The sequence below is a fragment of the Micromonospora sp. NBRC 107095 genome, from assembly GCF_030269705.1.
GTDB classification, from domain to species: Bacteria; Actinomycetota; Actinomycetes; order Mycobacteriales; family Micromonosporaceae; genus Micromonospora; species Micromonospora parva.
In genome coordinates this window covers 113,357-138,922 of record NZ_BSTU01000002.1, presented here as the reverse complement: position 1 = coordinate 138,922, position 25,566 = coordinate 113,357, and the positions used below count along the sequence as shown (strand labels likewise).

Here is a 25,566-nt window from a genome sequence, read left to right as displayed (position 1 = left end):
GGACTCCCAGCCCTTGTCCGAGCCGTACTCGGAGCCGTGCTCGTCCTTCGACTCCCAGTCCTTCTTGTCACGGCTGTCTTCGGCGTCCTGGCCGTGCTCCTCGCCCTTCCAGTCCTTGCTGTTCTCGTCGCCGTAGGCGTCGGCGGCAGCGCCGGCACCCTGGCCGCCCTTGTCGTCCTTGCCCTTGTCGTCCTTGCCGTGCTCGTCCTTGCCCTTGTCGTCCTTGCCGTTCTCGTCCTTGCCCTTGTCGTCCTTGCCGTGCTCGTCCTTGCCCTCGTGGTCCTTGCCGTGCTCGTCCTTGCCCTTGTCGTCCTTGCCGTTCTCGTCCTTGCCGTGTTCGTCCTTGCCCTTGTCGTGGTCGGAGGAGTTCTCCTCCTCGCGCCAGTCGCGGTCCTCACCCCGGTCCTCACGCGCCGGCTTGAGCTTGACCTTGCCGGTGACCTTGGACCACACGTACGCGTGCTCCTGCCGATCCGGGCAGATCTCGAGGAGCTTGACCTCGTCGCCGGCCTTCACGACGTGCGGCTTGGCGTAGACCTTGCCGTCGTCGTGGCCGTCGGCGAACGCGATCCCCGGTGCGAACACCAGGAGCGACGCGCCGCCGAGCGCGGCACCCGCAACGACCTTCCCGAGCATCTTCTTAGCCATGACCTGCGTCACTCCATCCCTGTTGTCCTGAGCCCGGCGACAACCGAGCTAAGACCGACGTTAGACGGTTTCATGACTTATGAAGTGAAAGATTCGCGTTTTGACCTTTGTTCCGGTAAGAGGTGAAGGAGTGGTAAGCGGCTTTCGGCGGGCTGAGTGTGGTCTCAGGTGAGCCGTGGTCCTGTCGGTACGCCCGCGTCGTTCGGAGCTGGTCGTGCCCGCGCCGCCCGGTCATCCGGTACCGGCGGCCGTGGTCGGACCGTGCCGCTCGGGCGTGCTCGGGGGGTGTCGTCCGGAACGGCTCCGGCGACGCATCGAGCCATTGCCATGGAAGCGCTCCCATGCAAGAATCGGCGAACGCGGTTCTGAGAGCCACACCGTGCAGGCAGGCAGTCGAGGGCACCCGTTCATCGGGCGACATCCCGCCGCCGATCGACCGGCCGCATCGGTCGGGCACCACCACCATCGCCCGTCCGGGTCGGGCGCCCCCGAAGAATCCCGTTGGCGCCGACGGTCGTCCGTGCAGGACGCCCATCGGGCCGTCCCGCCGGGCCGTACCTGGGCCCGGTCTCGCCCAAGGAGATCAGTGGCATGAATGTGTGGAGAAGGCTAACCGGCCCACGCCGGGCCCTCGCGCTCGCCGGCGCGGGTGCCCTGGTCGCCGGTGGGCTCGTAACGATTCCGGTCACCGCGGCGCAGGCCGCGACGCAGTGCGATGTCGCGTACACCAGCAACGACTGGCAGGGCGGCTTCACCGCGAACATCACCATCAAGAACGTCGGCGACCCGCTGAACGGCTGGACGCTGGGCTGGACCTTCCCCAACTCCAGCCAGCGGGTGCAGCAGGGCTGGTCGGCCACGTTCACCCAGTCCGGCAGCCAGGTCACCGCCCGGAGCATGTCCTACAACGGCACTCTGGCCACCGGCGCGTCGACGAGCATCGGCTTCAACGGCGCGTGGAGCGGCAGCAACCCGAAGCCGACCTCGTTCACCCTGAACGGCGTGGTCTGCAACGGTGGCACCCCGCCGACGACCACGCCCCCGCCCACCGACCCGCCGCCCACCGACCCGCCGCCGACCGACCCGCCGCCGACCACCAACCCGCCGCCCGGCACCAAGGTCGACAACCCGTACGCCGGGGTGCGCGGCTACGTGAACCCGGAGTGGAAGGCCAAGGCGGACGCCGAGCCCGGCGGAAGCCGGGTCTCCAACAACCCCACCGCCGTCTGGTTGGACCGGATCGCCGCGATCAACGGCACGCCGGACAGCAGCTCCAACGGTGCCTTCGGGGTGAAGGACCACCTGGACGAGGCGCTGCGCCAGGGCGCCGGTTACATCCAGTTCGTGATCTACAACCTGCCCGGCCGGGACTGCTCCGCGCTCGCCTCCAACGGTGAGCTGGGCCCGGACGAGCTGCCCAAGTACAAGGCCCAGTACATCGACCCGATCGCCGCGATCCAGGGCGACCCGAAGTACAGCAGCATCCGGATCATCAACATCATCGAGATCGACTCGCTGCCGAACCTGGTGACCAACACCTCCGGCCAGCCCGGCGGCACGGTCATGTGCGACACGGTCAAGGCCAACGGCGCCTACGTCAACGGCGTCGGCTACGCCCTGGCCAAGCTGGGCTCGATCGGCAACGTCTACAACTACATCGACGCTGGGCACCACGGCTGGCTCGGGTGGGACAGCAACTTCAACCCGTCCGCCGAGATCCTGAAGACCGCCGCGGTCGCCTCCGGCAGCACGGTCAACAACGTGCACGGCTTCATCACCAACACCGCCAACTACTCGGCGCTCCAGGAGCCGTACTTCAAGGTCACCGACAACGTGAACGGCCAGACGGTGCGGCAGTCCAAGTGGGTCGACTGGAACTACTACGTCGACGAGCTGTCGTTCGCCCAGGCGTTCCGGACCAAGCTGGTCTCGTTGGGCTTCAACTCCAACATCGGCATGCTGATCGACACCTCCCGCAACGGTTGGGGCGGCTCCGCACGGCCCACCGGCCCGGGCGCGACGACCAGCGTCGACACGTACGTCAACGGTGGCCGCGTCGACCGACGGCTGCACCTCGGCAACTGGTGCAACCAGGCCGGTGCCGGTCTCGGTGAGCGGCCTCGGGTGGCCCCGGCGACGGGCATCGACGCCTACGTCTGGGTGAAGCCGCCGGGTGAGTCGGACGGCTCCAGCAAGGAGATCCCGAACAACGAGGGCAAGGGCTTCGACCGGATGTGCGACCCGACGTACGGCGGCAACGCCCGCAACGGCAACAACCCGTCCGGGGCGCTGGGCGACGCGCCGATCTCCGGTGCGTGGTTCTCCGCCCAGTTCCAGGAGCTCATGCGCAACGCGTACCCGGCGCTCTGATCGGGTAGCTCACGCACCAACCCGCTGCCAGTGGTTGGTGAGGCACTGTTGGCAGCAGGTTCCCCCCGGGTCCCCGACCCGACCGTCACAGGTCGGGTCGGGGACCCCCCTCTGGCCCGGTCAGGGCACCGTGCGTTCGATCGCCGCCCGACCCTGCTCAGCCAGGTCACGGCGGGCCTTGTCCAGGTTCTCCGGCGTCAGGTCCTGGCCGCGGGCCATCACCAGGTCCTCCGGCTCCCACTGCTGTTCGCCGCCGGTACGGATGTTGTCCCCGCCAGCGCCGGTACCCGTCCCGGTGGCCCCGGTGCCGGCAGCGTACGGATCGCCGATCAGATCGTCGGTGTCCGGTGCCAGATCGTCTGGTCGACTGCGGGGTTCGGCGAAGCTCGGCGTGTCCCGGTCGGGGCCACCGCCGGTCCGCAGCTGCGGCACGGTGGCGTCATCATCCACCGCCGAGGCCACCTCGGGGCTGTCCTCCAACGGCGGTTGGCGATCGCGATCGGTCATCGTGCTGCCTCCTGTGTCCGACACGGTGCCTGATTTCCTCACGTACCCCTTCATGTCGCGCTCATGCCGGGCGGCCCGGCGGTCAGGCGGCGGGCCGGTGCTCGGTGGGGGCGGCGGGTCAGGCCCCGGGCTGGTGCTCGTTGGGGGTCGGCGGCTCCGCCGGGCGCAGCCACTGCCAGAGCAGCATGAGCAGGCCGAAGACGAGCATCGCCAGCCCGGCCCACAGATTGATCCGGACGCCCTCGGCCTTGTCGATCTCGGCCCGGCTGTCGGAGATGCCGATCAGCGTCACGATGATCCCGTACGCGACGAAGAGACCACCGATCACCCGGCGGATGTCGAACAGTCGGGCCGCGGCGGAGCGCCGCTGCTCCTCCTGCGTCTCGTCGATCAGCGGGTCCTGTGCCGGCTGGCCGTCGTTGCTCATCTGCCGACCCCTTTCCTCAGAAGACCGGGATGTAGAAGAGAGCGGCCAGCGCGACCGCGATCAGACCGAGCAGCACCGGGGAGCGGTACCAGACGGCGTCCCCGGCGAGCACGTCGCCCTTCAGGTCGACGCCGCCCATGCCGTACACCAGCCCTCGCAGCTCCTCGTCGCGCTTGGGCGAGGTGAGCGGGGTGATGATCGCCGCGACCACCACCGCGGTGACGAACGCCAGGCCGGCGCCCCAGAAGCTCTCCTCCAGGTCGGAGTTGAAATCGACCACACCGCCCTTGTAGAGCAGGTAGAGGCTCAGCGACACCAGGGTGCCCAGCAGCAGCGACCAGAAGCCGGCCAGGGCGGTCATCCGCTTCCAGAACATGCCGATGATGAAGGTGGCGAACAGCGGCGCGTTGAAGACCGAGAAGAGCGCCTGGATGTAGTTCATGATGTTGCTGAACCCGGCCGCGATGAACGCGGTGCCGATCCCGATCACCACGGCGCCGACGGTCGCCCACCGGCCGACCCGCAGGTAGTACTCGTCCGACCGGTCACGACGGATGTACGCCTGCCAGATGTCGTAGGTGAAGACGGTGTTGAAGCCGCTCACGTTGGCCGCCATGCCGGCCATGAACGAGGCGAGCAGGCCGGTGACCGCCACCCCGAGCACGCCGTTGGGGAGCAGGTCGCGCATCAGCAGCGGGATGGCGTTGTTGTACTGCAGGTCGCCGGTCTCCGCGCCCAGGCCCTGCACTGTCACCAGGGCCACCAGGCCGGGGATGACAGTGACCAGGGGAATGACCAACTTCGGGTACGCGGCGATGATCGGCGTACGGCGAGCGGCGCTCATGTTCTTCGCCGAGAGGGCGCGCTGCACCTCGGCGAAGTTCGTCGTCCAGTAGCCGAACGACAGGACGAAGCCGAGGCCGAAGACGATGCCGATCCAGTGCGCGCCCAGCGGGTTGGCGGTGCTGCCGGTGTCCTGCCACGCGTGCAGGCCCGCCTCGCCGAGTTTGGAGTCGCGTACCGAGTCCATGAGGCCGTTCCAGCCGCCGACCTTGACCAGGCCGATCACCGTGACCGGAATGAGGCCGGCGAGGATGACGAAGAACTGGAGCACCTCGTTGTAGATCGCCCCGGACAGACCGCCGATGGTGATGTACGCCAGGACGATCGCCGCGCCGACCACGATCGCCGTCCAGAGCGGCCAGCCGAGCAGCGCCTGCATGACGAGGGCCAGCGCGTAGAGGTTCACGCCGGCGATCAGCACCTGGGCGACGGCGAAGCTGAGCGCGTTGAGCAGGTGGGTGGGGCGGTTGAATCGCAGCCGCAGGTACTCGGGCACGCTGCGGACCTTGGAGCCGTAGTAGAAGGGCATCATCACGATGCCCAGGAAGACCATCGCGGGGACCGCGCCGATCCAGTAGTAGTGGACCGTCATCACGCCGTACTGGGCCCCGTTCGCGGCCATTCCGATGATCTCCAGCGCGCCCAGGTTCGCTGAGACGAAGGCGAGACCGGTCACCCAGGCCGGCAGGGAGCGGCCGGAGAGGAAGAAGTCGACGCTGGTCCGGATGGCCCGGCGGGCGGCGAAGCCGACCCCGAGGACGGTGACGAAGTACAGCGCCAGAATCAGGTAGTCCAGGCCGTTCATGTTGAGCCGGAGACCGTCGCCGTCCATCCCGCCACCCCTCGTCCCGACGTCCGCGCTGGCTGCCGCGCGCCGTATTACCCCGCCCGCGCAGTTTCACGCCTGGAGGTGGGAACCGTCCTGTTCCACCCCGGTCGGGAGGGCTGGGGCGCGGGGCCGATCAGCGCGCAGGAGGACGCCCCGGCCGTCAGGGCCGGGGCGCCGCCTGTTGGTGGGGTGGGTCAGCGACCGAGGACGCGGTCCAGGAAGTCCCGGTAGTTGCGGACCGCCATGCGCAGCTGCTCGGTGTCGGCCGAGCCGGCGTCCTGCCACCCGCCCAGCGTGGTCTTCTGCGCGGCCAGTGCCGAGGAGAGGGCCTGGATGGCCTCCTCCACCAGCGACTGCGCCTCGCCGGCAGCCGCCTTCGGGTCGTCGACGAAACGCAGCTGCACGTCGCGCCAACGGTCCCGGAAGCTCTGCGCGGTGTCCGGTTCGAGGAGCGTGGCCGGCCCGGCCGCGACAGTCGAGCCGGCGGGCCGGGATGTGCCGGCGGCTGCCAGCGTGGGGCTGGTGTCGTCGCCGGGAACCGGTTCGCCGTCCGCGTCCGGGTCGACCATCTCGGGTGCGGCGCTGCCGTAGCCGGCCGCGCCCGCCGCGGCGGCCTCCCGATCGCCGGTCAGGTCGCCGCGCCGCTCGGGGTCGCCGTTCGTGCTCCCCGGCGGGATGACGGTCCGCGTGGACGTGTCCGCGTCGGCGCGGTCGTCGAGGTCGCTGCGGTTGTCGACGTCAGTGCTGTCGACGCCGACGTCCGCGTCGCGGCGGTGCAGCTCGGCGGTCGGGTCGGCGCGCAGACCCTCCCGCTCGCCATCCTCGGCGCCGTCGCCCGGCTGGGCGGTCCGCTCGGCCCGGGGGTCCGGCTGGTCCTGCGGGCGCGGGCTGGCCAGCGCGGAGGCGGCCACCGCGTCGGCGACCGTGGTGGCGCCGAACGTGGTCGGCAGCGGCCCCGGCTCGTGGAAACCGCCCTCGTCGGTGGACCGGTCGTCGCGTCGGTGGCGTGGGTCGGAGTCGTCGGTCAGATCGTCGTCGGCCGGGTCGTACGCGCCGTCCCGGTCGGTGTCGTGAGTTCGGTCGTGGGCGGTGCTCTGATCGTCGAAGGTGCCCCGGTCGTCGAGGGCGTCCTCAGGGACGTCGGAGCGACCGGCCCGGTCGCCGGCCGGGGGTACCGGCACGGGCGCGGACCGCACGGCCTCCGGGTGGTCGTTGCTCACCTGCTGCTCTTCCTGGCGCATCGGTGGCCTCCTCAGCGGCTCGTGGTGTCGTGGTCCGGGTGGTGGCGCTGCTCGGGCATCTGCTGGCCGACCGGCTCCTCGCCCAGCAGATCGGCGAAGAGTGCGCGGTAGTGCACGACCGCCTGCCGCAGCTCCTCGGTGTTGGCCTCGCCCCGGGAGTTGCGCAGGTGGATCTCGTGCGCGTCCCGGTAGTTGGTGAGGGTGCGAGCGTGCTCGACGGAGAGGTGGGCGATCTGGTCGGAGAAGTCACCGGTCGGGTAGCCCTGCTCCTCGATGAGCCGGGTGACCAGTTCGTCCGCGTCGCCCACCGTCTCGCCGGGGGAGTCGATGAAACGGACCTGAAGTTCCTCCCAGGCGGCGGCGTACCGGGCCCGGGACTCCGGGGTGAGTGGGGTGAGCGTGAGCTCGGCATGCCGGCGTTCCCGGTCGCGCAGTTCGCGCTCGGCGGCGGACCGGCTGTCCTGCTCCGCCACCACCCGGTCGTACTCCGGGCCGAACCGGTTGCGGAGCGCGCGACGGTTGCTGAGCGAGCGGGCGGCCACGGCCAGCACCGCGACGATCACCAGCACGACGAGCACGATGACGACTATCTGCGTGGACGACATGGGCTCCTCCTTCGTCATCTGGTATTCCCTCCGCCTAGTGATCGCCAATCCCGATCCGAGACACTTTCCTGACAAGGCCCCAGCTGCCCACCTGCCAGAACCTGACCTGTTCCAGAAAAGTGCTCCGGTGGGGGTCCCGGACCGCGCCTGTGCGCAGATCCCGGAGCGTCGATGTCGGCGCGACAGGCGGTAGTGCAACAGCCCGCTATTACGTATCCTGCCCAAGGCGCCCGCGCCGGTGCCCGACGAACGGCCGGGCGCGCAGCCGGCCGGAGCGTTGCCCGGCGGTGCCGGCGCCCCTCCTGCCACCCTGTACGGGCGAGGTCTGATGAAAACCCGCGACTGGCCGATCCGCTCGAAGCTGACCGCGTTGGTCGTCGCGCCGGTGACCGCGCTCCTGGCGCTGTGGATCTTCGCGACCTCCCTGACCTTCGGTCCCGCCCTGAACCTGCTCTCCGCCCGCACCCTCCTGTACGACCTGGGTCGCCCCGGCGAGGCGGTGGTCACCGAGCTGCAACGGGAGCGCCGGCTCTCGGTGGTGCAGCTCGCCGGCGACGCCGAGCTGCCCGCCCTCGCCGAGCAGCGCGGACGCACCGACCGGGCGGTCGCCGAGCTGCGCCGCCGGGTGGACGGCGAGCCCCTGCGCGACGCCGCGGACGACCTGCTGGAAACCCGGGTCGACCAGCTCATCACCGCCCTGGCGGCGCTACCCAGCGGGCGGACGTTCATCGACGACCGCAAGGTGGACCGGGCCGGCGCGCTCAACCTGTACAGCGGCATGGTCTCCGCGGCCTTCCAGGCGTTCGCCGGCATGGCGACCCTGACCGACCCGGGAATCAACCGGCAGGCCCTGGCGCTCACCGCGCTGGGTCGCTCCCGGGAGCTGCTCGGCCAGAGCGACGCGCTGCTGGCCGGCGCGCTGACCGCCGGACGGTTCGCCGAGGGGGAGCACACCCAGCTCGTCCAGGCCATCGGCAACCAACGGTGGCTCACCGAGAGCGCCGTGGCCGACCTGCCCGAGAGCAGCCGGGTCGCGTACCAACGACTGACCGAGGGTGAGGCGTTCACCCGGCTGCGCGCCATGCAGGACGCACTGGTCGTACCCAGCCGGTCCGGCCGGCCGGCGGTCGACGCGGCGGCCTGGCAGGCCAGCCAGGACGCGGTGCAGCAGCAGCTGCGGGACTTCGAGCTGTCCGAGGCGGACGCGCTGACGGACCGTTCGGTGCCGATGGCGGTCCGCATCCTGGTGCGGCTGGCCGCCGCCGGGGTGCTCGGGCTCGTCGCCGTGGTCGTCTCGGTGCTGGTGGCGCTGCGGGTCGGCCGCACCCTGGTCCGGCGGCTCAGCGGCGTCCGCACCGCCGCGCTGGAGCTGGCCGAGCACCGGCTGCCCGACGTGGTGACCCGGCTGCGCCGTGGCGAGCAGGTCGACGTCGCCCGGGAAGCGCCGCCGCTGGAGTACGGCCACGACGAGATCGGCGAGGTCGGGCGCGCCTTCACCGAGGTGCAACGCACCGCCGTGCAGGCCGCTGTGGACGAGGTCACCCTGCGCCGCGGGCTCAACGAGGTCTTCCTCAACATCGCCCGACGCAGCCAGAGCCTGGTGCACCGTCAGCTGCACCTGCTGGACCGGATGGAGCGGCGCAGCGAGGACCCGGACGAGCTGGCCGAGTTGTTCCAGGTCGACCACCTGGCCACCCGGCTCCGCCGGCACGCCGAGGACCTGGTCATCCTCGCCGGCTCCGCCCCCGGCCGCGGTTGGCGCAACCCGGTCGCGATGGTCGACCTGATCCGTGGCGCGATCTCCGAGGTCGAGGCGTACGAACGGGTGGACATCACCGACGTGCAACCGGCCGGCGTGCTGGGGCGGGCCGTCGGCGACGTCATCCACCTCCTCGCCGAGCTGGTCGAGAACGCCACCGCCTTCTCCCCGCCGGACACCCGGGTCACCGTCACCGGGGCGCAGGTGGCCAACGGGTACGCCCTGGAGATCACCGACCAGGGGCTGGGCATGTCCGACACGGCGCTGGAGACCGCCAACACCCGGCTGGCCAGCTCGCCGGAGTTCGACCCGGCGCAGAGCGCCCGACTCGGCCTGTTCGTGGTGGCCCGCCTGGCGGCCCGGCACGGCGTACGGGTGCGGTTGCGGCCGTCGGGGGAGGGTGGCGTGACCGCCGTGGTGCTGCTCCCCGGCGACCTGGTCACCACCGAACCGCCGGCCGGCCCCGACCCGGCCACGCTCGGCGCCGCGTCGGCCGACCCGGGCCGGCGACTGGTTCGGACGGCACGCCGGGGCGCGGTGACCCGACCCCGTACCCGCCCACCGACGGCCCCGCCCGGCAGCACGGCCCCGCCGGCCCCGCCCGGCAGCACGGCCCCGCCGGCCCCGCCCGGCAGCACGGCCCCGCCGGCCCCGCCCACCGGCGCGCCGACATCGGTCACCGCGTCGGCCACCGGGCCCGACGAGGGTCCGGCGGCCTCCGACGAGCCGGACGACGAGCTGGACGGGCTGCCCCGCCGGGTGCGCCGCCGGACCCCCGCCGCCCAACCCCGGTCGACAGTCGGCGATACGCCGTCGCCCCGTTCGCCCGAGGAGGTCCGCCAGGTGATGGCGGCGCTGCAGGCCGGCACGGCGCGCGGCCGTGCCACCGCCGTCACCCCGACGGCACCGCCGCCGTCGACGGGCCCGGCAACGCCGACCGGCCCCGCGATCCCGACGGCACCCACCGACCCGCCGACGAGCCCCGAACCACCGACCGCGACTGAGAGGGACGCCTAGTGCGGCATTCGACGAAGCAGAGCGCCGGCCTCGACTGGTTGCTCGACGAACTGGTGCAACGGGTACCGGCCGCCCGGGAGGCGGTGGTGCTTTCCGCCGACGGCCTGCTGCTCGGCTGCTCGGCCGAGTTGGAGCGCTCCGACGCCGAGCACCTCTGCGCGCTCGCCGCCGGCTTCTCCAGCCTGGCGCGGGGCGCAAGCCGGCACGTGGACGGCGGCCCGGTGCGACAGACCGTGGTGGAGATGGAGGCCGCGTACCTCTTCGTCACCACCGCCGGGCAGGGTGCCTGCCTGGCGGTGGTGAGCGACGCCGACGCGGACATCGGGCTGGTCGCGTACGAGATGGCGATGCTGGTGATCCGGGTGGGGGAGAGCCTCGCCGCACCGGCCCGATCGGCAGCGGACGCCGGAGATGCGGACTGAGCCGCCCGGGCCGCAGCACGAGTGGCTGGACGGTGACGCCGGCCCGGTGATGCGCCCGTACACGCTCACCCGGGGCCGGGTACGCTCCGCCGTCGACAATTTCAACCTGGTCGCGTTCGTGGTGGCGGCGGGCGTCGACCCGGCGGGTCATGCGCACCTGCTGCCCGAGCACCGACGGCTCGTCGCGTTGGCCAGCCGGCCGGTGTCGGTGGCCGAACTGGCGGCCGAGTTGGACCTCGCTGTCGGCGTGGTCCGGGTACTGCTCGGTGATCTCCTCGCCGAGGGCCTGGTCGCGGTGCACGAGCCGCCGAGAGCCGGCATCCTTCCCGACGACGACATCCTCAAGGCGGTGGTCAGTGGACTCCGTGCGCTGTGACCAGGTGGGCACCAGCACCACCATCCCGCTGGCACTGAAGATCCTCATCGCGGGAGGCTTCGGGGCCGGCAAGACGACCTTGGTGAGCGCCCTGAGCGAGGTCCGTCCGTTGCAGACCGAGGAGGTGTTGACCGGCGCCGGGATCGGCACCGACGACATCTCCGGCGTGGAGGGCAAGTCCACCACCACGGTGGCGATGGACTTCGGCCGGATCACCATCAACGACGACCTGCAGGTCTACCTGTTCGGCACGCCGGGTCAGGACCGGTTCTGGTTCCTCTGGGACGAGCTGGCCTTCGGCGCGCTCGGCGCGGTGGTGCTCGCCGACACCCGGCGACTGGCCGACTGCTTCCCCTCCATCGACTACTTCGAGCAGCGCGGCATCCCGTTCGTGGTGGGCGTGAACTGTTTCGACGACTCCCGCCGGTTCAACCTGGAGACCGTACGCCGAGCGCTCGACCTGGACCCGGAGGTGCCGATGGTGCTCTGCGACGCCCGGGACCGGCAGTCCGGGAAGATGGTGTTGATCTCTCTGGTGGAGCACGTGGCCCGGCAGCGCGGTGAGCCGGTGCCGGCCGCCTGAGAACCGGGCTGGAAAGCGGGTTAACGGGCGGGCAACGCGGGCAGGCTCTGGTTGGATCAACGGAGGATGCCGGCGGAGGAGTGGTACGTGAGCGGTCAGGATGAGGTCGTCCACATCGGCTGTTACACCGCGCAGAGTGGTGGACGGGGCAGTGGCATCGTCGCCGCGCGTCGCGACCCGACGACCGGGGCGCTGACCCCGCTCGGCACGGTAGCGGTCACCCCGTCCCCGTCCTTCCTGGCGCGGCACCCCACCCGGCCGGTGCTCTACGCGGTCAACGAGCTGACCGACGGGGAGGTCAGCGCCTGGCAGGTCGGCGCGGACGGCGCGCTGGACCCGCTCGGCAGCCGGTCGACCGGCGGGGCCGAGCCCTGCCACCTGGCGGTGTTGCCCGGCGGCGATCACCTGCTGGCGGCCAACTACGGCAGCGGCAGCATCGCGGTCTTCCCGCTCGACCCGCGGGGCGTGCCCGGCGACCGCACCGATCTGGTCGTGCACGAGGGGCACGGCCCCGACCCGGAGCGCCAGGACCACGCCCACGCCCACATGGTCTCGCCGGGACCGGGCCGGGCGCCGATCCTCGCCGTGGATCTCGGCACCGACTCCGTCTACCGGTACGACCTGGACGCGGCGACCGGACGCCTGGTGCCGCGTGCACCGCGGATGCGAACCGCGCCCGGCACGGGCCCCCGGCACCTGGCCCGGCACCCGGATGGACGGCGCTGCTACCTCGTCGGTGAGCTGGACGCCTCGGTCACCGCGTACGAGCTGACCGACGACGGCGCGTTGCACCAACGCGGGCGGGTCGAGGCGAGCGAACGGGCCGGTCACGTCCAGCCGTCGGAGGTCGCTGTCACCCTGGACGGCCGTTTCCTCTACGTCGCCAACCGTGGGGTGGGGACCGTGGCGGTCTTCACCCTGGCCGGGGCGTTGCCCGAGCTGGTGGCCGAAGTGGACACCGGTGGCGAGTGGCCCCGGCACTTCGCGCTTATCGGGGAGCACCTCTACGTCGCCGACGAGCGGGCGGACATGGTGCGGGTGTTCCGGCGTGACGCCGACACCGGCGTCCCGGAGGCGGTCGGCGAGCCGGTTCCGGTGCCGAGCCCGACGTGCGTTTTGCCCTGAACGATGGTTTAGAGACGCGAGCGCTGCACTGATTCGGCAACGCCACGAGGCTGCTACGTCACTCTGTGTTGCAAAAAGGAGGTCAACTGTTTCTCCTGCGTAACTTTAGTCCGAACGGATGTGGCAGAGACGGCACCTAGTACGCAAGATGGTCACCGTGTCAGCAGGCCGCCATCGCATGCGTTCGAAACTCCACCTAGCCGCCGCCGCCGCAACGGTCGGGGTGCTCGTCGTCACGACGGGCGCGTGGTTCGGCTATCGGGAGTTGATCCAACCCAGCTGCTCGGGGGAGATCCGGCTCGCCGTGGCGGTCGCCTCCGAACTCGCGCCAGCGGTGGACGCGGCGGCGTCGCAGTGGGTGAAGGACGGTGCGGCGGTAGGCCCGACCTGCATCCGGGTCGACGTTTCCGCGTCCGACCCGGTTGACGTGGCGGCCGTGGTCGCGGCCAAGCACGGCGCGGTGCTCGCCGGCGTGGGGCAGGCCAGCGGCACCGCCGTCAGCCCCGACGTCTGGGTGCCCGACTCCTCGACCTGGCTGCTGCGGTTGAAGAAGGACGCGACGGCGTTCGCTCCGACCAACGGCGCGTCCATCGCGCGTAGCCCGATCGTCGTCGCGATGCCCGAGCCGATCGCCACCCGGCTCGGCTGGCCGGACAAGAAGTTCAACTGGACCGATCTGCTCAAGCAGGTCAACAGCAGCACGCCGCTGCGGACCGGGATCGTCGAGCCGACCCGTGACGCGGCAGGCCTGTCCGGTCTGCTCTCGCTGACCGCCGCCGCCAGCGCGGCCGGCGGCGACGCCCAGCGCAACACCGTCGGCGCGCTCCGCGCACTGGCCACCGGCCGCTCCTCGCTCCGCAACGACCTGCTGGCCCGTTTCCCCACTGCCAACGACTCCACGTCCATCGCCAGTGGTCTCGGTGCGGCGGCCCTGTCCGAAGAAGACGTGATCGCGTACAACAGCAAGAAACCGCCGGTGCCGCTCGCCGCGCTCTACATGGAGCCGGCGCCGATGCCGCTGGACTACCCGTACGCGGTGCTGCCCGGCATCGAGCCGAGCAAGGCGTCGGCGGCCCGGGTGCTGTTCGAGCTGCTCACCAGCAGCACCTTCCGGGACCGGCTCGCCGCGCAGTCGCTGCGCGCGCCGGACGGCAACTGGGGCGAGGGTTTCAAGGCCCCGCAGGGTGCGCCGAGCCCGTCCGGCGGCGCGCCCACCGCACCGGCGAACGGCGGCACCGCGGCGGGTGGCCTGGACCCGGCCGCCATCCAGCGGGTCGTCTCCAGCTGGTCGATCGCCACCCAGTCCGGCCGGATGCTTGCCGTCATCGACGTTTCCGGCTCGATGAAGGAGACGGTGCCGAGCGCCAACAACCGCAGTCGGGAAGAGGTCACTGTCGACGCGGCCCGCCGCGGCCTCAGCCTCTTCGACGACTCCTGGTCGATCGGTCTGTGGACCTTCTCCACCAAGCTGGTCGGCAATCGGGACTACCGGGAGCTGGTCCCGATCGGCCCGCTGTCCGGCCAGCGCGGCCAGTTGGAGGGCGCGCTCGCGACCGTCAAGCCCTCCAGCGGCGACACCGGCCTCTACGACACGATGTTGGCCGCGTACCAGGCGGTGCAGGAGAACTGGCAGCCCGGCCGGGTCAACTCGATCGTGCTGTTCACCGACGGCAAGAACGAGGACGACAACGGCCTCAACCAGCAGCAGCTGCTCGGCAAGCTCAAGCAGCTCGCCGACCCGGAGCGGCCGGTCCAGGTCATCATGATCGGTATCGGTGAGGGCGTCAGCAAGGCGGAGCTGGAGTCGATCACCAAGGTGACCGGTGGCGATGTCTTCGTCACCAAGGACCCGAGCGAGATCGGCAGCATCTTCCTCAGCGCCATCGCGCGGCGTCCTCCAGCACCGCGCTGATCCGACGCTCAGCGGTCGGGGGGCCGGCCACACCCGTCGATCCGGTGTGGCAGGCCCCTTTTCGGCCCGCCAGTTGTTGAAGAAAAGTGACGGCAATACGTCGGAAGCAATCGGCAGTCATAGTTGTCAGGGCAGGATGTCGACTGTTCCGGCATGGTCGGTCCGCCTCCGGTCCGACCGTTGGCCGGGGCCATCCTGTACAGAGTGGGAGGGCCGGTGAGCGTGGCGACACTGTTGACCCCCGCCACGTCGGCGGAGCCCGATGGTCAACGCACCGGGCTGCTGGCACGAGCCGACGAACGGTCCTACGTCCGGGTGCTGGTGGTGCTGGACACCACCGTCCTCATCATCGCGTTGCTGATCGGGTACGTCACCCGTTTCGGTGAGGGCGAGCCGACCGGCTCGGAGATCCCGTACGTGCTGGTCGCCCCCGGGCTGGTGCTGGCCTGGCTGATTTCGCTCAAGGCCCTCGGCTGCTACGACGACCGGGTGATCGGCTACGGGGCGGACGAGTACCGGCGGGTCAGCTCCGCCAGCCTGCGCCTGGCCGGGGCGATCGCCATCATCGGCTACATCGCCGACGTCGGAGTCTCCCGGGGCTTCCTGGGCATCTCCTTCGCAGTGGGTACCGTCGGGCTGGAGGTGGCCCGGTTCGCCGCCCGTAAGCGGCTGCACCGGGCCCGCTCGCTCGGCGCCGGCTGGTCCCGGAAGGTGCTGGTGGTCGGCGACACCGCCCACGTGTTGGAGTTGGTCCACACGTTGCGCCGGGAGCCGTACGCCGGTTACCAGGTGGTCGGCGCCTGCATCCCGGACGCGCTGCTCGCGCCGGTGGCGCAACGGCTGGGTGACGTGCCGGTGGTGGGGTCGTTCCGGGGCATCCCGGAGGCCGCCACCGCGATCGGCGCGGACACTGTCGCGGTGACCGCCTCGGGTGAGCTGACCGCGACCCGGCTGCGCCGCCTCGGCTGGCAGTTGGAGGGGACCGGCGTCGACCTGGTCGTGGCACCCGCGCTGACCGACGTCGCCGGCCCACGGATCCACACCCGCCCGGTCGCCGGACTGCCGCTGATCCACGTCGAGGCGCCCGAGTTCCGCGGCGTCCGCAAACTGGTGAAGGGTTTCGTCGACAGGTCCGTCTCGTCGCTGGCGCTGGCGGTGCTGCTGCCGCTCATCGCGTTCATCGCCCTGGCCATCAAACTGGACAGCCGGGGCCCGGTGCTGTTCCGGCAGGTCCGGGTCGGCCGGGGCGGGCAGGAGTTCGGCGTCTTCAAGTTCCGCACCATGGTGGTGAACGCGGACGCGCTGCTCGCCGAGCTGGCAGCCCGCAACGAGACCGACGGCCTGATGTTCAAGATGCGCCACGACCCCCGGGTGACCCGCGTCGGCCGGCTGCTGCGCAAATGGTCACTGGACGAGCTGCCGCAACTGGTCAACGTGCTGCTGGGGCAGATGAGCCTGGTCGGGCCGCGCCCGCCGCTGCCCTCGGAGGTGGCCCGCTACGACGGTGACGTGGCCCGGCGGCTGCTGGTCAAGCCCGGCATGACCGGCCTGTGGCAGGTCAGTGGCCGCTCCGACCTGAGTTGGGAGGACGGCATTCGGCTCGACCTCTACTACGTGGAGAACTGGTCCCTCGCCGCCGACCTCACCATCCTCTGGAAGACCTTCGGCGCGGTGCTGAACGGCCGCGGAGCGTACTGACCACAGGTCACGCTTGCGGGCCGGTCCAGTCCAGGCAGACGACCACCGCGTCGTCGACCAGGTCACCGGCCACGAACGCGCGCAGATCACCGATCAGCGACCGGACCGCGTCCAGGGGTGCCATCGGCCCGGTCCGCCGCAGGAACCGGTCAAGTGCCGTCTCGCCGTAGCGCATGTGCTGCCCGGTGGCCTCCACCACCCCGTCGCTGACCACGAAGACCCGGTCGCCGCGTTCCAGGGGGAACTTCTGCTCGTGGTAGTCAGTGGCCTCGAACATGCCCAGCGGGAACTGCGCCTCCAGCGGCTGCTCGGTGACCTCGCCGCCGCGTAGCAGGACCAGTCGGGGAGACCCGGCGTCCACCACGGTCATCATCCCGGAACGCAGATCCAGCTCCATCAGCAATGCCGACAGGTGCTGCCCGCCCCGGTGCAGGTCGTAGATTGCCTGATCGGCGAGGGCGGCCTGGTCGGCCAGGCTCAGCCCGGCCCGACGCGCGTTGCGCAGCGCGTGGGTGGCCAGCGAGGTGAGCAGGGAGGCGGCCACGCCCTCACCGGTGCCGTTGATGGTGGACAACCAGAGCCGCTCCCCGTCGTCGGACCAGTCGAAGCTGTCGCCGCGCACGGCGTACGCCGGCTCCAACTGCCCGGCCAGGCTGAACGAGGGACGGATCCGACTGCGGCCGGGAAGCAGGTCCCACTGCATCTCGGCGGCCAGGGTGAGGCGTTGGGTGCGCCGAGCCGCCCGGTAGACGTCGGTGCCGGCGGAGACCGCCGCCACCTCGTGCGCGAGCGCGGTGGCGACCTCGGCCAGCGCGGTGATGACCTCCTGGTCGTCCGGCACGGGCGACAGGCGCAGCACTCCTCGGCGCTCGCCACGCATGGTGACCGGCACCCAGGCGACGCCGTCGGTCAGTAGCGGCGACTGGTGGTCGAAGGCGCGCCAGGCGGGGTGCCCGGGGCTCGTGATCGAGTCACCGTCGGTGAGTGGCAGCAGCTCCGCGAGCCGGTAGTCGACCTGGTACAGCTCAACGTCGGTGATCCCGTACGACCCGGCGAGCACGTCCCCGATTCCACCGACGAGCCGGTCGGTTGGTGTCTCGTTCAGGGCACGTCGTGCCCGATCGACCGGTTTGCTCATCGTCACTCCCTCGCTGAAAGCTCGACCACCAGTGGGTTCGGAGTACTCTCGGGCCACCATGGCCGAACTGAACCGTCCGACGGACCCCGACACGAGTATGGCTGCCGCGCTGGACGCGACGGCCGCTGCCCTGCTCGGGATCTGGGAATCTGCCCGGGAGGGGACCGCCAACCGGGTCTCCGGCGCCCAGCTACGGGCGGTGATGGTGGTGGAGCAGGTCGACGGGATCAACCTCCGTCGGCTCGCCACCCGACTCGACATGCTGCTCAGCTCCGCCAGCCGCCTCTGCGACCGGCTGGTCGCGGCCGGCATGCTGGAGCGCGAGCCGGGCCGCTTCGACCGCCGGGAGATCTCGCTGCACCTCACCCCGGAGGCCCGCCGGCTCCTCGCCGAGCTACGGGCCAACCGCCGGGCCCAACTCGACGCCGTGCTGACCGGGATGAGCCGGGAGGGCCGCGACGCGCTGCTGCGCGGAATGCGGGAGTTCGACGAGACCGCGCGCCGCCAGCAGGAGCAGCGGCCGGCGACGGCCGGGGAGCCGACGGGCCCGGGGGACTGGCCGGACGGCCCGGACCGGCCCGATGGGCGGTCGGCGGACTGGTCGGTCGATCCCGCGCGGCCGACCCGCGCGGTGTGGACGGGCGCCACTGGCGGTCCGGACACAACGGCCGGCAGCACCCGGGAGTGGCCGACCGCGGACCCGCCGGTGGCGCGGACCGCCTGACCAGGCCGGGCGGTCGCCGTCGGTCAGGCCGGCGTCGACGCGCCCACGGCCAGCATCGCGATGTCGTCGTGGGCCTGCCCGTCCAGCCAGTCGTCGACCTCCCGCAGCACCCGGTCGATCAGCGCCGCCGGTGGTTGCCCGGCCGCCGCCACGAGCGCGGCCCGCAACCGGGCCTCACCGAACGTCGCCGTGTCGCGCGGTCCGCGCGCCTCGGTCACCCCATTGGTGTACGCGAGCAACAGGTCGCCCGGATCGAGGTGCACCCGCGCCTCGGCGAACCGGGCGGCGGTCAGCGCCCCCACCGGCATGCCGCCGACCGGGACCGTGGTGACAGTGCCGTCGGCGGTGACCAGCAGTGGCGCCGGGTGCCCTCCGCCGGCGATCCGGATGTCCAGTCCGGTGGGCCCGCGGTCCAGGGACCCGAGCAGCACTGTGGTGAACTGGCTGCGCCGCGCGGCGTCCGGCGCGTCGAACAGCGCCTGGTTGAGCAGGCGGATCAGCTCCAGGGGGCGTCGCTCGACGAGCCGTAGCGTCTGCAACGACTGGCGGACCCGGCCGGTCAGCACAGCGGCGCCCACGCCCTTGCCGCACACGTCGCCGAGCGCGAACAGGGCACCCTCGGGGTGCGGGAACACCTCGTAGAAGTCCCCGCCGATGCGCAGGGTGTCGCCCGCTGCCCGGTAGCCGCCGGCCATCGTCACGCCGGGCACGGCGGGCAGCTCGGGCGGGAGCAGACTGGTCTGCAGTACCTGGGCCAGGTGGGCCTGCTCACTGTGCAGGTCGGCGGTGGCCAGCGCGGCACCCGCGCGGGCGGCGAACTCCCGGGCCAGCTCCACGTCGCGCGGTTCGAAACCGGCCCGCCCGGACCGACGGATGAGCAGCAGGGCGCCGGTCGACTCGCTGGCGTTCAGCAGGGGGCTGACCAGCACCGTCCCCGGCGGGCCGAAGCCGGGCGGCAGCAGGTCGGCCAGGTCGGTGAGCGGGGCGTCCGGCCAGCGGCCCGGCTCGGCGCGGTCGCCGGCCAGCGCCTCGGCGAGACCGGGCACGGCGCTGGTCAGCGCGGGACCGGCCAGCCCGGTGACCGGTGCCGGATCGCCGTCGGCGTACCGGATCCACCTGGCGTGTGGCTCGGCCGGCGGTATCGCTCGGGGCAGTGCCACGGCGACGTCGGCCAGGTAGGGGACGGCGAGCGTGGTGGCGGACCGGAGGACCTGGTCCCGGTGCAGGGTGAGCGCCAGCCGGCTGCCGGCCTGGGCGAGGAACGCGGTGCGGGAGCGTTCGGCGAGCAGGGCGTCGGTGCGGGCGTCTTCCTCGGTGACGTCGCGGACATACCACGCCCACCGGGAGCCGGCGAGTTGACGCCGGACGCCGCGCAGTCGCCGGCCGTGGTGGTCGGTGTCGAAGCGGTCAGCGCCGGTGACGACCGCCCGGGCCAGGGCCGCCACCGGGCAGTCGGCCAGCTCGGTGCCGGCCTCGATCTCCGGGAGCAGCTCAGCCGCCATGGCGTTGACCAGGGTGACCAGGCCGGTCCGGTCCGTCATCAGCACGGCCTCGGCGAGCCCGTCGAGCAGCTCGCGGGCCAACCGGTCGTCGGCCGGCAGCGGGGTGTCGCCGGGTTGCCGGGTCGTGGTCACCGCCGGACGCCGGCTCGCGTCTGACGACGTGTGCGCATGCTGCTTCTCGACTCCTCACCGGGGATCGTTGCCTGAGTGCAAGGGTACCGATCCGTGCCGACGGGGGCGCGGGGGCGGCGATCAGCCGGAGCGTGCCAGCCAGCCGGCGGGCTGGGCGATGATCCGGCGGGCCACCGAGCCGGCGGCCCCCACCGCTGCGGCTTCCGCACCGAGCGTCGACGGCCGGACCGTGACCGGCGACCAGGCGGCGGTGAGCACCCGGGCGTCGATCTCGGTGAGGACCGGGGGGCACAACCAGGGTGCGAGCGCGGCGTAACCGCCACCGAGCACCACGGTGTCCAGGTCGAGCAGGTTGACGACGCCGGCCACCGCGACGCCAAGCGCCGTTCCGGCCTCGTGCAGCGCCCGCAGCGCGTCGGCGTCGCCGGCCTCGGCCAACTCGGCCAGCCGGGCGGTCGCGGTGTCCGCGGGAAGCTCCGCCCGGGCCAGCCCGGCGGCGGACACGATCGCCTCCTGGCCGGCGTACTGCTCCAGGCAGCCCTGCCCGCCGCAGCGGCACGGACGGCCCTCGGGGTGGACCGGAAGGTGCCCGATCTCACCGCTCCACCCGCGTACGCCGCGGAACAGCGCGCCGTCCAGCACGATGCCGGCGCCGATGCCCACCTCCCCGGAGATGTGCAGGAAGCTGGACGGGCCGGGTGGTTGAGAGTGCAGCTCGCCGAGCGCGGCGAGGTTGGCCTCGTTGTCCACCGTCAAGGCGGGGACCCCGGGCACCTGCTCGATCAGCGGAGGGTGCTCGGCGAGCAGCGCGGGCACCGGCACGTCGGACCAGCCGAGGTTCGGGGCCAGCCGGACCAGCCCGTCGTCGTCCACCAGGCCGGGCACCGCGAGCGCGGCCCCGACCAGGGTGAGACCCTGGTCGGCGGCGTCGTCGCGGGCTGCCCCGGCCATCTCGACCAGGTGGGCCAGGGCGTCGGCGGGGGCCACCGGGCGCAGGTCGGCCCGGTGCACGGTGCGGTGCCGCACCTGGCCGGTGAGGTCCACCACGCAGACCGCCAGGTAGTCGACGTTGACCTCCAGGCCGAGCCCGGCCGGCCCCTGTTCGGCCAGGACCAGCCCGCGCGCCGGGCGGCCGGCACCCGAGCGGGGCGCGGGGTCGGACTCACTGACCAGCCGGCCACCGAGCAGATCCTCGACGACAGCAGAGACGGTGGCTCTGGTCAGGCCGGTGGCGGTCGCCAGGTCGGCTCGGGAGGGGGGTCGGTCAGCCGCGGCGATCCGACCGAGGACCAGGGCGAGGTTGAGCTCGCGCAGACTGCCCTGACGGACCGCGCCGGCCGGGGCGTGGGTGAGGCTCACCCCTTGACAGTGCCATAGGGTGGGCAAATAATTCAATCGCTGAACAAATACCTGACACCACCACCCGGAGGTCGCTCATGGCACCCCGTCCCACCCCCGCCGACAAGTTCTCCTTCGGGCTCTGGACCGTGGGCTGGCAGGCCCGCGACCCGTTCGGTGACGCCACCCGCCCCGAACTGGACGCGGTCGAGGCGGTGCACCGGCTCGCCGAACTGGGCGCGTACGGCATCACCTTCCACGACGACGACCTGATCCCGTTCGGCGCCGACGCGGCCTCCCGTGACCAGCACATCGCGCGGTTCCGCAAGGCCCTCGACGAGACCGGCCTGGTGGTGCCGATGGTCACCACCAACCTCTTCACCCACCCGATCTTCAAGGACGGCGGCTTCACCAGCAACGACCGCGACGTCCGCCGCTTCGCGCTGCGCAAGGTGCTGCGCCAGGTCGACCTGGCCGCCGAGCTGGGCGCGGGCACCTTCGTCATGTGGGGTGGCCGCGAGGGCTCCGAGTACGACCTCGCCAAGGACGTCCACGCCGCCCTGGACCGCTACCGCGAGGCCGTCAACCTGCTCACCCAGTACGTCATCGACAAGGGCTACAACCTGCGGTTCGCGCTGGAGCCCAAGCCCAACGAGCCGCGCGGCGACATCCTGCTGCCCACCATCGGGCACGCGCTCGGCTTCATCTCGCAGCTCGAGCACCCGGAGATGGTCGGCCTCAACCCGGAGGTCGGGCACGAGCAGATGGCCGGGCTCAACTACGCCCACGGCATCGCCCAGGCGCTCTGGCAGGGCAAGCTGTTCCACCTCGACCTCAACGGCCAGCGCGGCATCAAGTACGACCAGGACCTGGTCTTCGGCCATGGTGACCTGATGAACGCGTTCGCCCTGGTGGACCTCCTGGAGAACGGTGGCCCGAACGGTGGGCCGACCTACGACGGTCCCCGGCACTTCGACTACAAGCCCTCGCGTACCGAGGACATGGACGGGGTGTGGGCGTCCGCGGCGGCCAACATGAGCACGTACCTGCTGCTCAAGGAGCGCGCGGCGGCGTTCCGTGCCGACCCCGAGGTGATCGAGGCGCTCGCCGCCAGCAAGGTCGGCGAGTTGAGCACGCCGACGCTCGGCGACGGCGAGGGCTACGAGGAGTTCCTGGCCGACCGGTCCGCGTTCGAGGATGTCGACGTGGACGCTGTCGCCGCCCGGGGCTTCGCCTTCGTCCGGCTCAACCAGCTCGCCGTCGAGCACCTGCTCGGCGCCCGCTGAGGCCCCGCCATGCCGTTGGTCGCAGGCGTTGACTCGTCCACCCAGTCCTGCAAGGTGGTGATCCGGGACGCGGAGACCGGTGCCCTGCTCCGGCAGGGCCGGGCACCGCACCCGGACGGCACGGAGGTCGACCCGGAAGCCTGGTGGCAGGCGCTGCGCAGCGCCGCCGACCAGGCCGGCGGGTTCGCCGACGTGGCGGCGATCTCCGTCGCCGGCCAGCAGCACGGCATGGTGTGTCTCGACGAGGACGGCCGGGTGGTCCGCCCGGCGCTGCTGTGGAACGACACCCGATCCGCCGACGCCGCCGCCGATCTCATCCAGGAGGCCGGCGGCGGCGCGGCCGGGCGCCGGTTCTGGGCCGAGGCCACCGGCAGCGTTCCGGTGGCCAGCTTCACCCTGACCAAACTGCGGTGGTTGGCCAGGCACGAGCCGGAGCTGGCGGCCCGGGTGGCCGCCGTCTGCCTGCCGCACGACTGGTTGACCTGGCGGCTAGCCGGAGCACCGGGGTTGGGCGCGCTGCGTACCGACCGGGGCGACGCCAGTGGCACCAGCTACTGGTCGCCGGCCACCGGTGACTATCGACTGGACCTGCTGGAGCAGGGCTTCGGTCGGCGGTTGGTGGTGCCCGAGGTGCTCGGTCCGGCGGAGTCGGCGGGAAAGCTCGCCGACGACCTGGGCGGGTCGGGTGGGGCGCTGCTGGGCGCGGGCACCGGGGACAACGCCGCTGCCGCGCTCGGTGTCGGCGCCGGGCCGGGTGACGTGATCGTCTCGATCGGCACCTCCGGCACCGTGTTCAGCGTCGCGGACGTTCCGGCGGCCGACGAGAGCGGCGCGGTGGCGGGCTTCGCCGACGCGTCAGGTCGTTTCCTGCCGCTGGTCGCCACGCTCAACGCCGCCCGGGTGCTGGACGCCGCCGCCGCGATGCTCGGCGTCACCCTCGACGAGCTGGCCCAGTTGGCGCTCTCCGCCCCCGCCGGGGCGGACGGGCTGGTCATGGTGCCGTACCTGGAGGGTGAGCGGACGCCGAACCGGCCGCTCGCCACCGGCGCGGTGCACGGCCTGACCCTGCGTACCTCGAACCCGGCGTACCTGGCGCGGGCCGCCGTGGAGGGCATGCTCTGCGCGCTCGCCGACGGCCTGGACGCGTTGACCGCGCAGGGTGCCGTCGCCCGCCGGGTCATCCTGATCGGCGGCGGGGCCCGGTCGGCCGCGGTGCGTCAGATCGCCCCGCAGGTCTTCGGCTGCCCGGTCGTCGTCCCGCCGGCCGGCGAGTACGTCGCCGACGGGGCCGCCCGACAGGCCGCCTGGGTCGCCCTGGGCGGTGCCGCGCCGCCGACCTGGGCGGTCGAGGGCACCGAGGAGTACGCGGCGGCGGCCGTTCCCGCCGTCCGCGACCAGTACGCCGCAGCCCGCGGGTTGGTGCTCGACCGACGCTGAGCGTCGCGATCGACGCGGGTGGCTGCCGGTCGACGGTGACCGGCAGCCACCCGCGTGACGCGCGCCCGCGCGGAGTCTGGTTGGCTGCCGGTCATGACGGTGACCAGTGGCGGGCCCGGCCTGCGCGCGCACGGTCGGGGCGGTGGGCCGGCGCACCGGTTGTACAGCGTCGTGGTGTTCGTGTTGCTCGCCTCGCTGGACAACGTGGCGATCGGGCTGGTCCCTCCGCTGTACGGACCGATCTCCGACGCGTTCGACGTGTCCGGGCGGCTGCTCGGCGTGGTCACCGCGGTCAGCTTCCTGGTCAGCTCGGTCGCGGCCGTCGGCTGGGCGTACGTCGGGGACCGCACCAACCGCAAGCCACTGCTCATGGTGGGCACGCTGCTCTGGGCGGCGGGCACCGGCGGTAGCGCGCTCGCCGGCGGTTACCTGACGTTCCTGTCCGCGCAGCTGGTCGCGGCGGTCGGCCTCGGCGCGGTCGGCTCGGTGGGCTTCTCCGTGGTCACCGACCTGATCTCGCCGACCCGGCGCGGGTTGGTGATGAGCTTCTGGGGGCTCTCCCAGGGCGTCGGCACCCTCGCCGGCACTCTCGTCGGCGGGCTGCTCGGGGCGGCCGACTGGCGGCGGCCGTTCCTGCTGTTGACCGGCGTCGGTCTGGTCGCCACCCTCGCCTACTTCTTCACGTACGACATCCGACGGGGCCAGAGCGAGCCGGAACTGGCCGGCAGGCTCGACGCCGGCGCCGAGTACGACTACCGGATCAGCCGCGCCGACCTGCCGCGCATCCTGGCCCGGCGGACCAACCGGTGGCTGATCCTGCAGGGACTGACCGCGCAGGCCGCGTTCGGCTCGCTGGTCTGGCTGCCGGTGCTCTTCGCCGAACGGGCCGAGGCCCAGGGCTACTCGACGTCCACGGCGGTGGTGGTGGGCAGCGTGTTCGCCACCCTGTTCCAGCTCGGCGGGGTGCTGTCCATCGTGGGTGGGTTGATCGGCGATGCGGTGCAGCGGCGGACACCGCGGGGGCGCGCACTCGTCGCCTCGGTCGGCATCCTCGCCGCGCTGCCGTTCTACCTGGTGTTGTTCTTCGTCCCGGTGACCATCGACGTGCCGGACGGCGCGAGCGGCGGCGCGGTGGTCGGCGCGGTGCTGGCCAGTGTGTTCACCGAGCCGTCGGTCGGGCTGAGCCTGCTCACCGCGATCGTGGCGCTCGCGTTGACCTCGGCCAACTCGCCGAACTGGTTCGCGTTGATCGCCGACGTCAACCCGCCGGAGCACCGGGGCACTGTCTACAGCCTGGGCAACCTCGTCAACGGTGTCGGTCGCGCGGCCGGCAACGGGCTGGTCGGGGTGGCCTTCCAGGCACTGCGAACGGCATTCCCGCCACCGTTGAACTTCGCCGTCGGGCTGGCCGCGTTCCAGCTCTTCTTCATCCCGACCGGTGTCATGTACTGGCTCGCCTCGCGGACCTCACCGGCGGACATCGACAACGTCCACGACCTGCTCCACAACCGGGCCGACCGCCTCTGACACCCCGAGCCCCTGCTCCGCCCCCCGACCCCGCGCACCCTGCCCCGCGCCCGATCCTGCGCGTCCGGCCCCGCGCGTCCGGCCCCGCGCGTCCGGCCCCGCGCGTCCGGCCCTGCGCGT

20 protein-coding genes and 1 pseudogene are annotated in these 25,566 nt (G+C 72.1%); 12 read left to right on the top strand and 9 right to left on the bottom strand.

Annotated features, from left to right (window positions below; genetic code table 11):
- Positions 1–648 (bottom strand): annotated as a pseudogene (locus QSK15_RS12960) (hypothetical protein); the annotation flags it as partial.
- A 591-nt stretch (positions 649–1,239) separates the two neighbouring features.
- Here QSK15_RS12960 and QSK15_RS12955 point away from each other — a divergent pair.
- Positions 1,240–3,018, top strand: coding sequence for a glycoside hydrolase family 6 protein (locus QSK15_RS12955; protein ID WP_285794486.1), 1,779 nt, complete (start codon positions 1,240–1,242; stop codon positions 3,016–3,018).
- A 120-nt stretch (positions 3,019–3,138) separates the two neighbouring features.
- Here QSK15_RS12955 and QSK15_RS12950 read toward each other — a convergent pair whose 3' ends face one another.
- The 5 genes from QSK15_RS12950 to QSK15_RS12930 all read right to left on the bottom strand — a co-directional run bounded on the left by QSK15_RS12950 (position 3,139) and on the right by QSK15_RS12930 (position 7,470).
- Positions 3,139–3,525, bottom strand: a complete 387-nt coding sequence (locus tag QSK15_RS12950; protein WP_285794485.1) for a hypothetical protein — start codon at positions 3,523–3,525, stop codon at positions 3,139–3,141.
- A 118-nt stretch (positions 3,526–3,643) separates the two neighbouring features.
- On the bottom strand, positions 3,644–3,952 hold the full coding sequence (locus QSK15_RS12945) for a hypothetical protein (RefSeq protein ID WP_285794484.1): 309 nt from the start codon (positions 3,950–3,952) through the stop codon (positions 3,644–3,646).
- 16 nt (positions 3,953–3,968) lie between these two features.
- Entirely contained in the window at positions 3,969–5,627 is a 1,659-nt protein-coding gene (locus tag QSK15_RS12940; protein ID WP_285794483.1) for a sodium:solute symporter family protein, read from the bottom strand.
- Between the two features lie 191 nt (positions 5,628–5,818).
- The gene (locus QSK15_RS12935; protein WP_285794482.1) at positions 5,819–6,865 is read right to left on the bottom strand and encodes a hypothetical protein; all 1,047 of its coding nucleotides are present in this window, start codon (positions 6,863–6,865) and stop codon (positions 5,819–5,821) included.
- An 11-nt stretch (positions 6,866–6,876) separates the two neighbouring features.
- On the bottom strand, positions 6,877–7,470 hold the full coding sequence (locus tag QSK15_RS12930; RefSeq protein ID WP_285794481.1) for a hypothetical protein: 594 nt from the start codon (positions 7,468–7,470) through the stop codon (positions 6,877–6,879).
- A 328-nt stretch (positions 7,471–7,798) separates the two neighbouring features.
- Between QSK15_RS12930 and QSK15_RS12925 the strand changes: the two genes are divergently transcribed.
- From QSK15_RS12925 to QSK15_RS12895, 7 genes are all read left to right on the top strand, one after another.
- On the top strand, positions 7,799–10,246 hold the full coding sequence (locus QSK15_RS12925; protein WP_285794480.1) for a nitrate- and nitrite sensing domain-containing protein: 2,448 nt from the start codon (positions 7,799–7,801) through the stop codon (positions 10,244–10,246).
- Positions 10,246–10,668, top strand: a complete 423-nt coding sequence (locus QSK15_RS12920) for a roadblock/LC7 domain-containing protein (protein ID WP_030333266.1) — start codon at positions 10,246–10,248, stop codon at positions 10,666–10,668. The genes QSK15_RS12925 and QSK15_RS12920 overlap by 1 nt, the downstream gene beginning before the upstream one ends.
- Complete coding sequence (locus tag QSK15_RS12915) at positions 10,658–11,044, top strand: DUF742 domain-containing protein (protein ID WP_285794479.1); 387 nt, start codon at positions 10,658–10,660, stop codon at positions 11,042–11,044. Before QSK15_RS12920 ends, QSK15_RS12915 begins: the two co-directional genes overlap by 11 nt.
- Positions 11,025–11,627, top strand: coding sequence for a GTP-binding protein (locus QSK15_RS12910; protein ID WP_285794478.1), 603 nt, complete (start codon positions 11,025–11,027; stop codon positions 11,625–11,627). The genes QSK15_RS12915 and QSK15_RS12910 overlap by 20 nt, the downstream gene beginning before the upstream one ends.
- Positions 11,628–11,693: 66 nt before the next feature.
- Positions 11,694–12,752, top strand: a complete 1,059-nt coding sequence (locus QSK15_RS12905; protein WP_377617090.1) for a lactonase family protein — start codon at positions 11,694–11,696, stop codon at positions 12,750–12,752.
- Positions 12,753–12,909: 157 nt separating this feature from the next.
- Positions 12,910–14,664 (top strand): substrate-binding domain-containing protein, encoded by a 1,755-nt coding sequence (locus tag QSK15_RS12900; RefSeq protein WP_285794476.1) that lies wholly within the window; start codon positions 12,910–12,912, stop codon positions 14,662–14,664.
- A gap of 216 nt (positions 14,665–14,880) precedes the next feature.
- Positions 14,881–16,362 (top strand): sugar transferase, encoded by a 1,482-nt coding sequence (locus tag QSK15_RS12895; RefSeq protein ID WP_377634399.1) that lies wholly within the window; start codon positions 14,881–14,883, stop codon positions 16,360–16,362.
- Positions 16,363–16,369: 7 nt separating this feature from the next.
- On the opposite strand, the gene QSK15_RS12890 is transcribed toward QSK15_RS12895, so the two are convergent.
- The gene (locus QSK15_RS12890; RefSeq protein WP_285794475.1) at positions 16,370–17,500 is read right to left on the bottom strand and encodes a PP2C family protein-serine/threonine phosphatase; all 1,131 of its coding nucleotides are present in this window, start codon (positions 17,498–17,500) and stop codon (positions 16,370–16,372) included.
- Positions 17,501–17,558: 58 nt separating this feature from the next.
- On the opposite strand from QSK15_RS12890, the gene QSK15_RS12885 reads away from it, so the two are divergent.
- Positions 17,559–18,224 carry a MarR family winged helix-turn-helix transcriptional regulator gene (locus tag QSK15_RS12885; protein ID WP_285794474.1) on the top strand — a complete coding sequence of 222 codons (666 nt, stop codon included), beginning with the start codon at positions 17,559–17,561 and terminating at the stop codon, positions 18,222–18,224.
- A 23-nt stretch (positions 18,225–18,247) separates the two neighbouring features.
- Here QSK15_RS12885 and QSK15_RS12880 read toward each other — a convergent pair whose 3' ends face one another.
- Positions 18,248–19,858, bottom strand: coding sequence for a PP2C family protein-serine/threonine phosphatase (locus QSK15_RS12880; protein WP_285794473.1), 1,611 nt, complete (start codon positions 19,856–19,858; stop codon positions 18,248–18,250).
- Between the two features lie 120 nt (positions 19,859–19,978).
- Positions 19,979–21,217 carry an ROK family transcriptional regulator gene (locus QSK15_RS12875; protein ID WP_285794472.1) on the bottom strand — a complete coding sequence of 413 codons (1,239 nt, stop codon included), beginning with the start codon at positions 21,215–21,217 and terminating at the stop codon, positions 19,979–19,981.
- Positions 21,218–21,294: 77 nt separating this feature from the next.
- On the opposite strand from QSK15_RS12875, the gene xylA reads away from it, so the two are divergent.
- From xylA to QSK15_RS12860, 3 genes are all read left to right on the top strand, one after another.
- A complete protein-coding gene (gene xylA, locus QSK15_RS12870) occupies positions 21,295–22,482 on the top strand; it encodes a xylose isomerase (protein WP_285794471.1) in 1,188 nt (395 codons plus the stop codon).
- Between the two features lie 9 nt (positions 22,483–22,491).
- Positions 22,492–23,919, top strand: a complete 1,428-nt coding sequence (xylB, locus tag QSK15_RS12865) for a xylulokinase (RefSeq protein ID WP_285794470.1) — start codon at positions 22,492–22,494, stop codon at positions 23,917–23,919.
- A 93-nt stretch (positions 23,920–24,012) separates the two neighbouring features.
- Positions 24,013–25,446, top strand: coding sequence for an MFS transporter (locus tag QSK15_RS12860; RefSeq protein ID WP_285794469.1), 1,434 nt, complete (start codon positions 24,013–24,015; stop codon positions 25,444–25,446).
- Positions 25,447–25,566 lie beyond the last annotated feature (120 nt).

Excerpts from the sequence above, each read along its gene's own strand:
- QSK15_RS12955 (WP_285794486.1), top strand. The coding sequence starts at position 1,240 with ATGAATGTGTGGAGAAGGCTAACCGGCCCACGCCGGGCCCTCGCGCTC.
- QSK15_RS12950 (WP_285794485.1), bottom strand. The coding sequence starts at position 3,525 with ATGACCGATCGCGATCGCCAACCGCCGTTGGAGGACAGCCCCGAGGTG.
- QSK15_RS12945 (WP_285794484.1), bottom strand. The coding sequence starts at position 3,952 with ATGAGCAACGACGGCCAGCCGGCACAGGACCCGCTGATCGACGAGACG.
- QSK15_RS12940 (WP_285794483.1), bottom strand. The coding sequence starts at position 5,627 with ATGGACGGCGACGGTCTCCGGCTCAACATGAACGGCCTGGACTACCTG.
- QSK15_RS12935 (WP_285794482.1), bottom strand. The coding sequence starts at position 6,865 with ATGCGCCAGGAAGAGCAGCAGGTGAGCAACGACCACCCGGAGGCCGTG.
- QSK15_RS12930 (WP_285794481.1), bottom strand. The coding sequence starts at position 7,470 with ATGTCGTCCACGCAGATAGTCGTCATCGTGCTCGTCGTGCTGGTGATC.
- QSK15_RS12925 (WP_285794480.1), top strand. The coding sequence starts at position 7,799 with ATGAAAACCCGCGACTGGCCGATCCGCTCGAAGCTGACCGCGTTGGTC.
- QSK15_RS12915 (WP_285794479.1), top strand. The coding sequence starts at position 10,658 with ATGCGGACTGAGCCGCCCGGGCCGCAGCACGAGTGGCTGGACGGTGAC.
- QSK15_RS12905 (WP_377617090.1), top strand. The coding sequence starts at position 11,694 with ATGCCGGCGGAGGAGTGGTACGTGAGCGGTCAGGATGAGGTCGTCCAC.
- QSK15_RS12890 (WP_285794475.1), bottom strand. The coding sequence starts at position 17,500 with ATGAGCAAACCGGTCGATCGGGCACGACGTGCCCTGAACGAGACACCA.
- QSK15_RS12885 (WP_285794474.1), top strand. The coding sequence starts at position 17,559 with ATGGCCGAACTGAACCGTCCGACGGACCCCGACACGAGTATGGCTGCC.
- xylA (WP_285794471.1), top strand. The coding sequence starts at position 21,295 with ATGGCACCCCGTCCCACCCCCGCCGACAAGTTCTCCTTCGGGCTCTGG.
- xylB (WP_285794470.1), top strand. The coding sequence starts at position 22,492 with ATGCCGTTGGTCGCAGGCGTTGACTCGTCCACCCAGTCCTGCAAGGTG.
- QSK15_RS12860 (WP_285794469.1), top strand. The coding sequence starts at position 24,013 with ATGACGGTGACCAGTGGCGGGCCCGGCCTGCGCGCGCACGGTCGGGGC.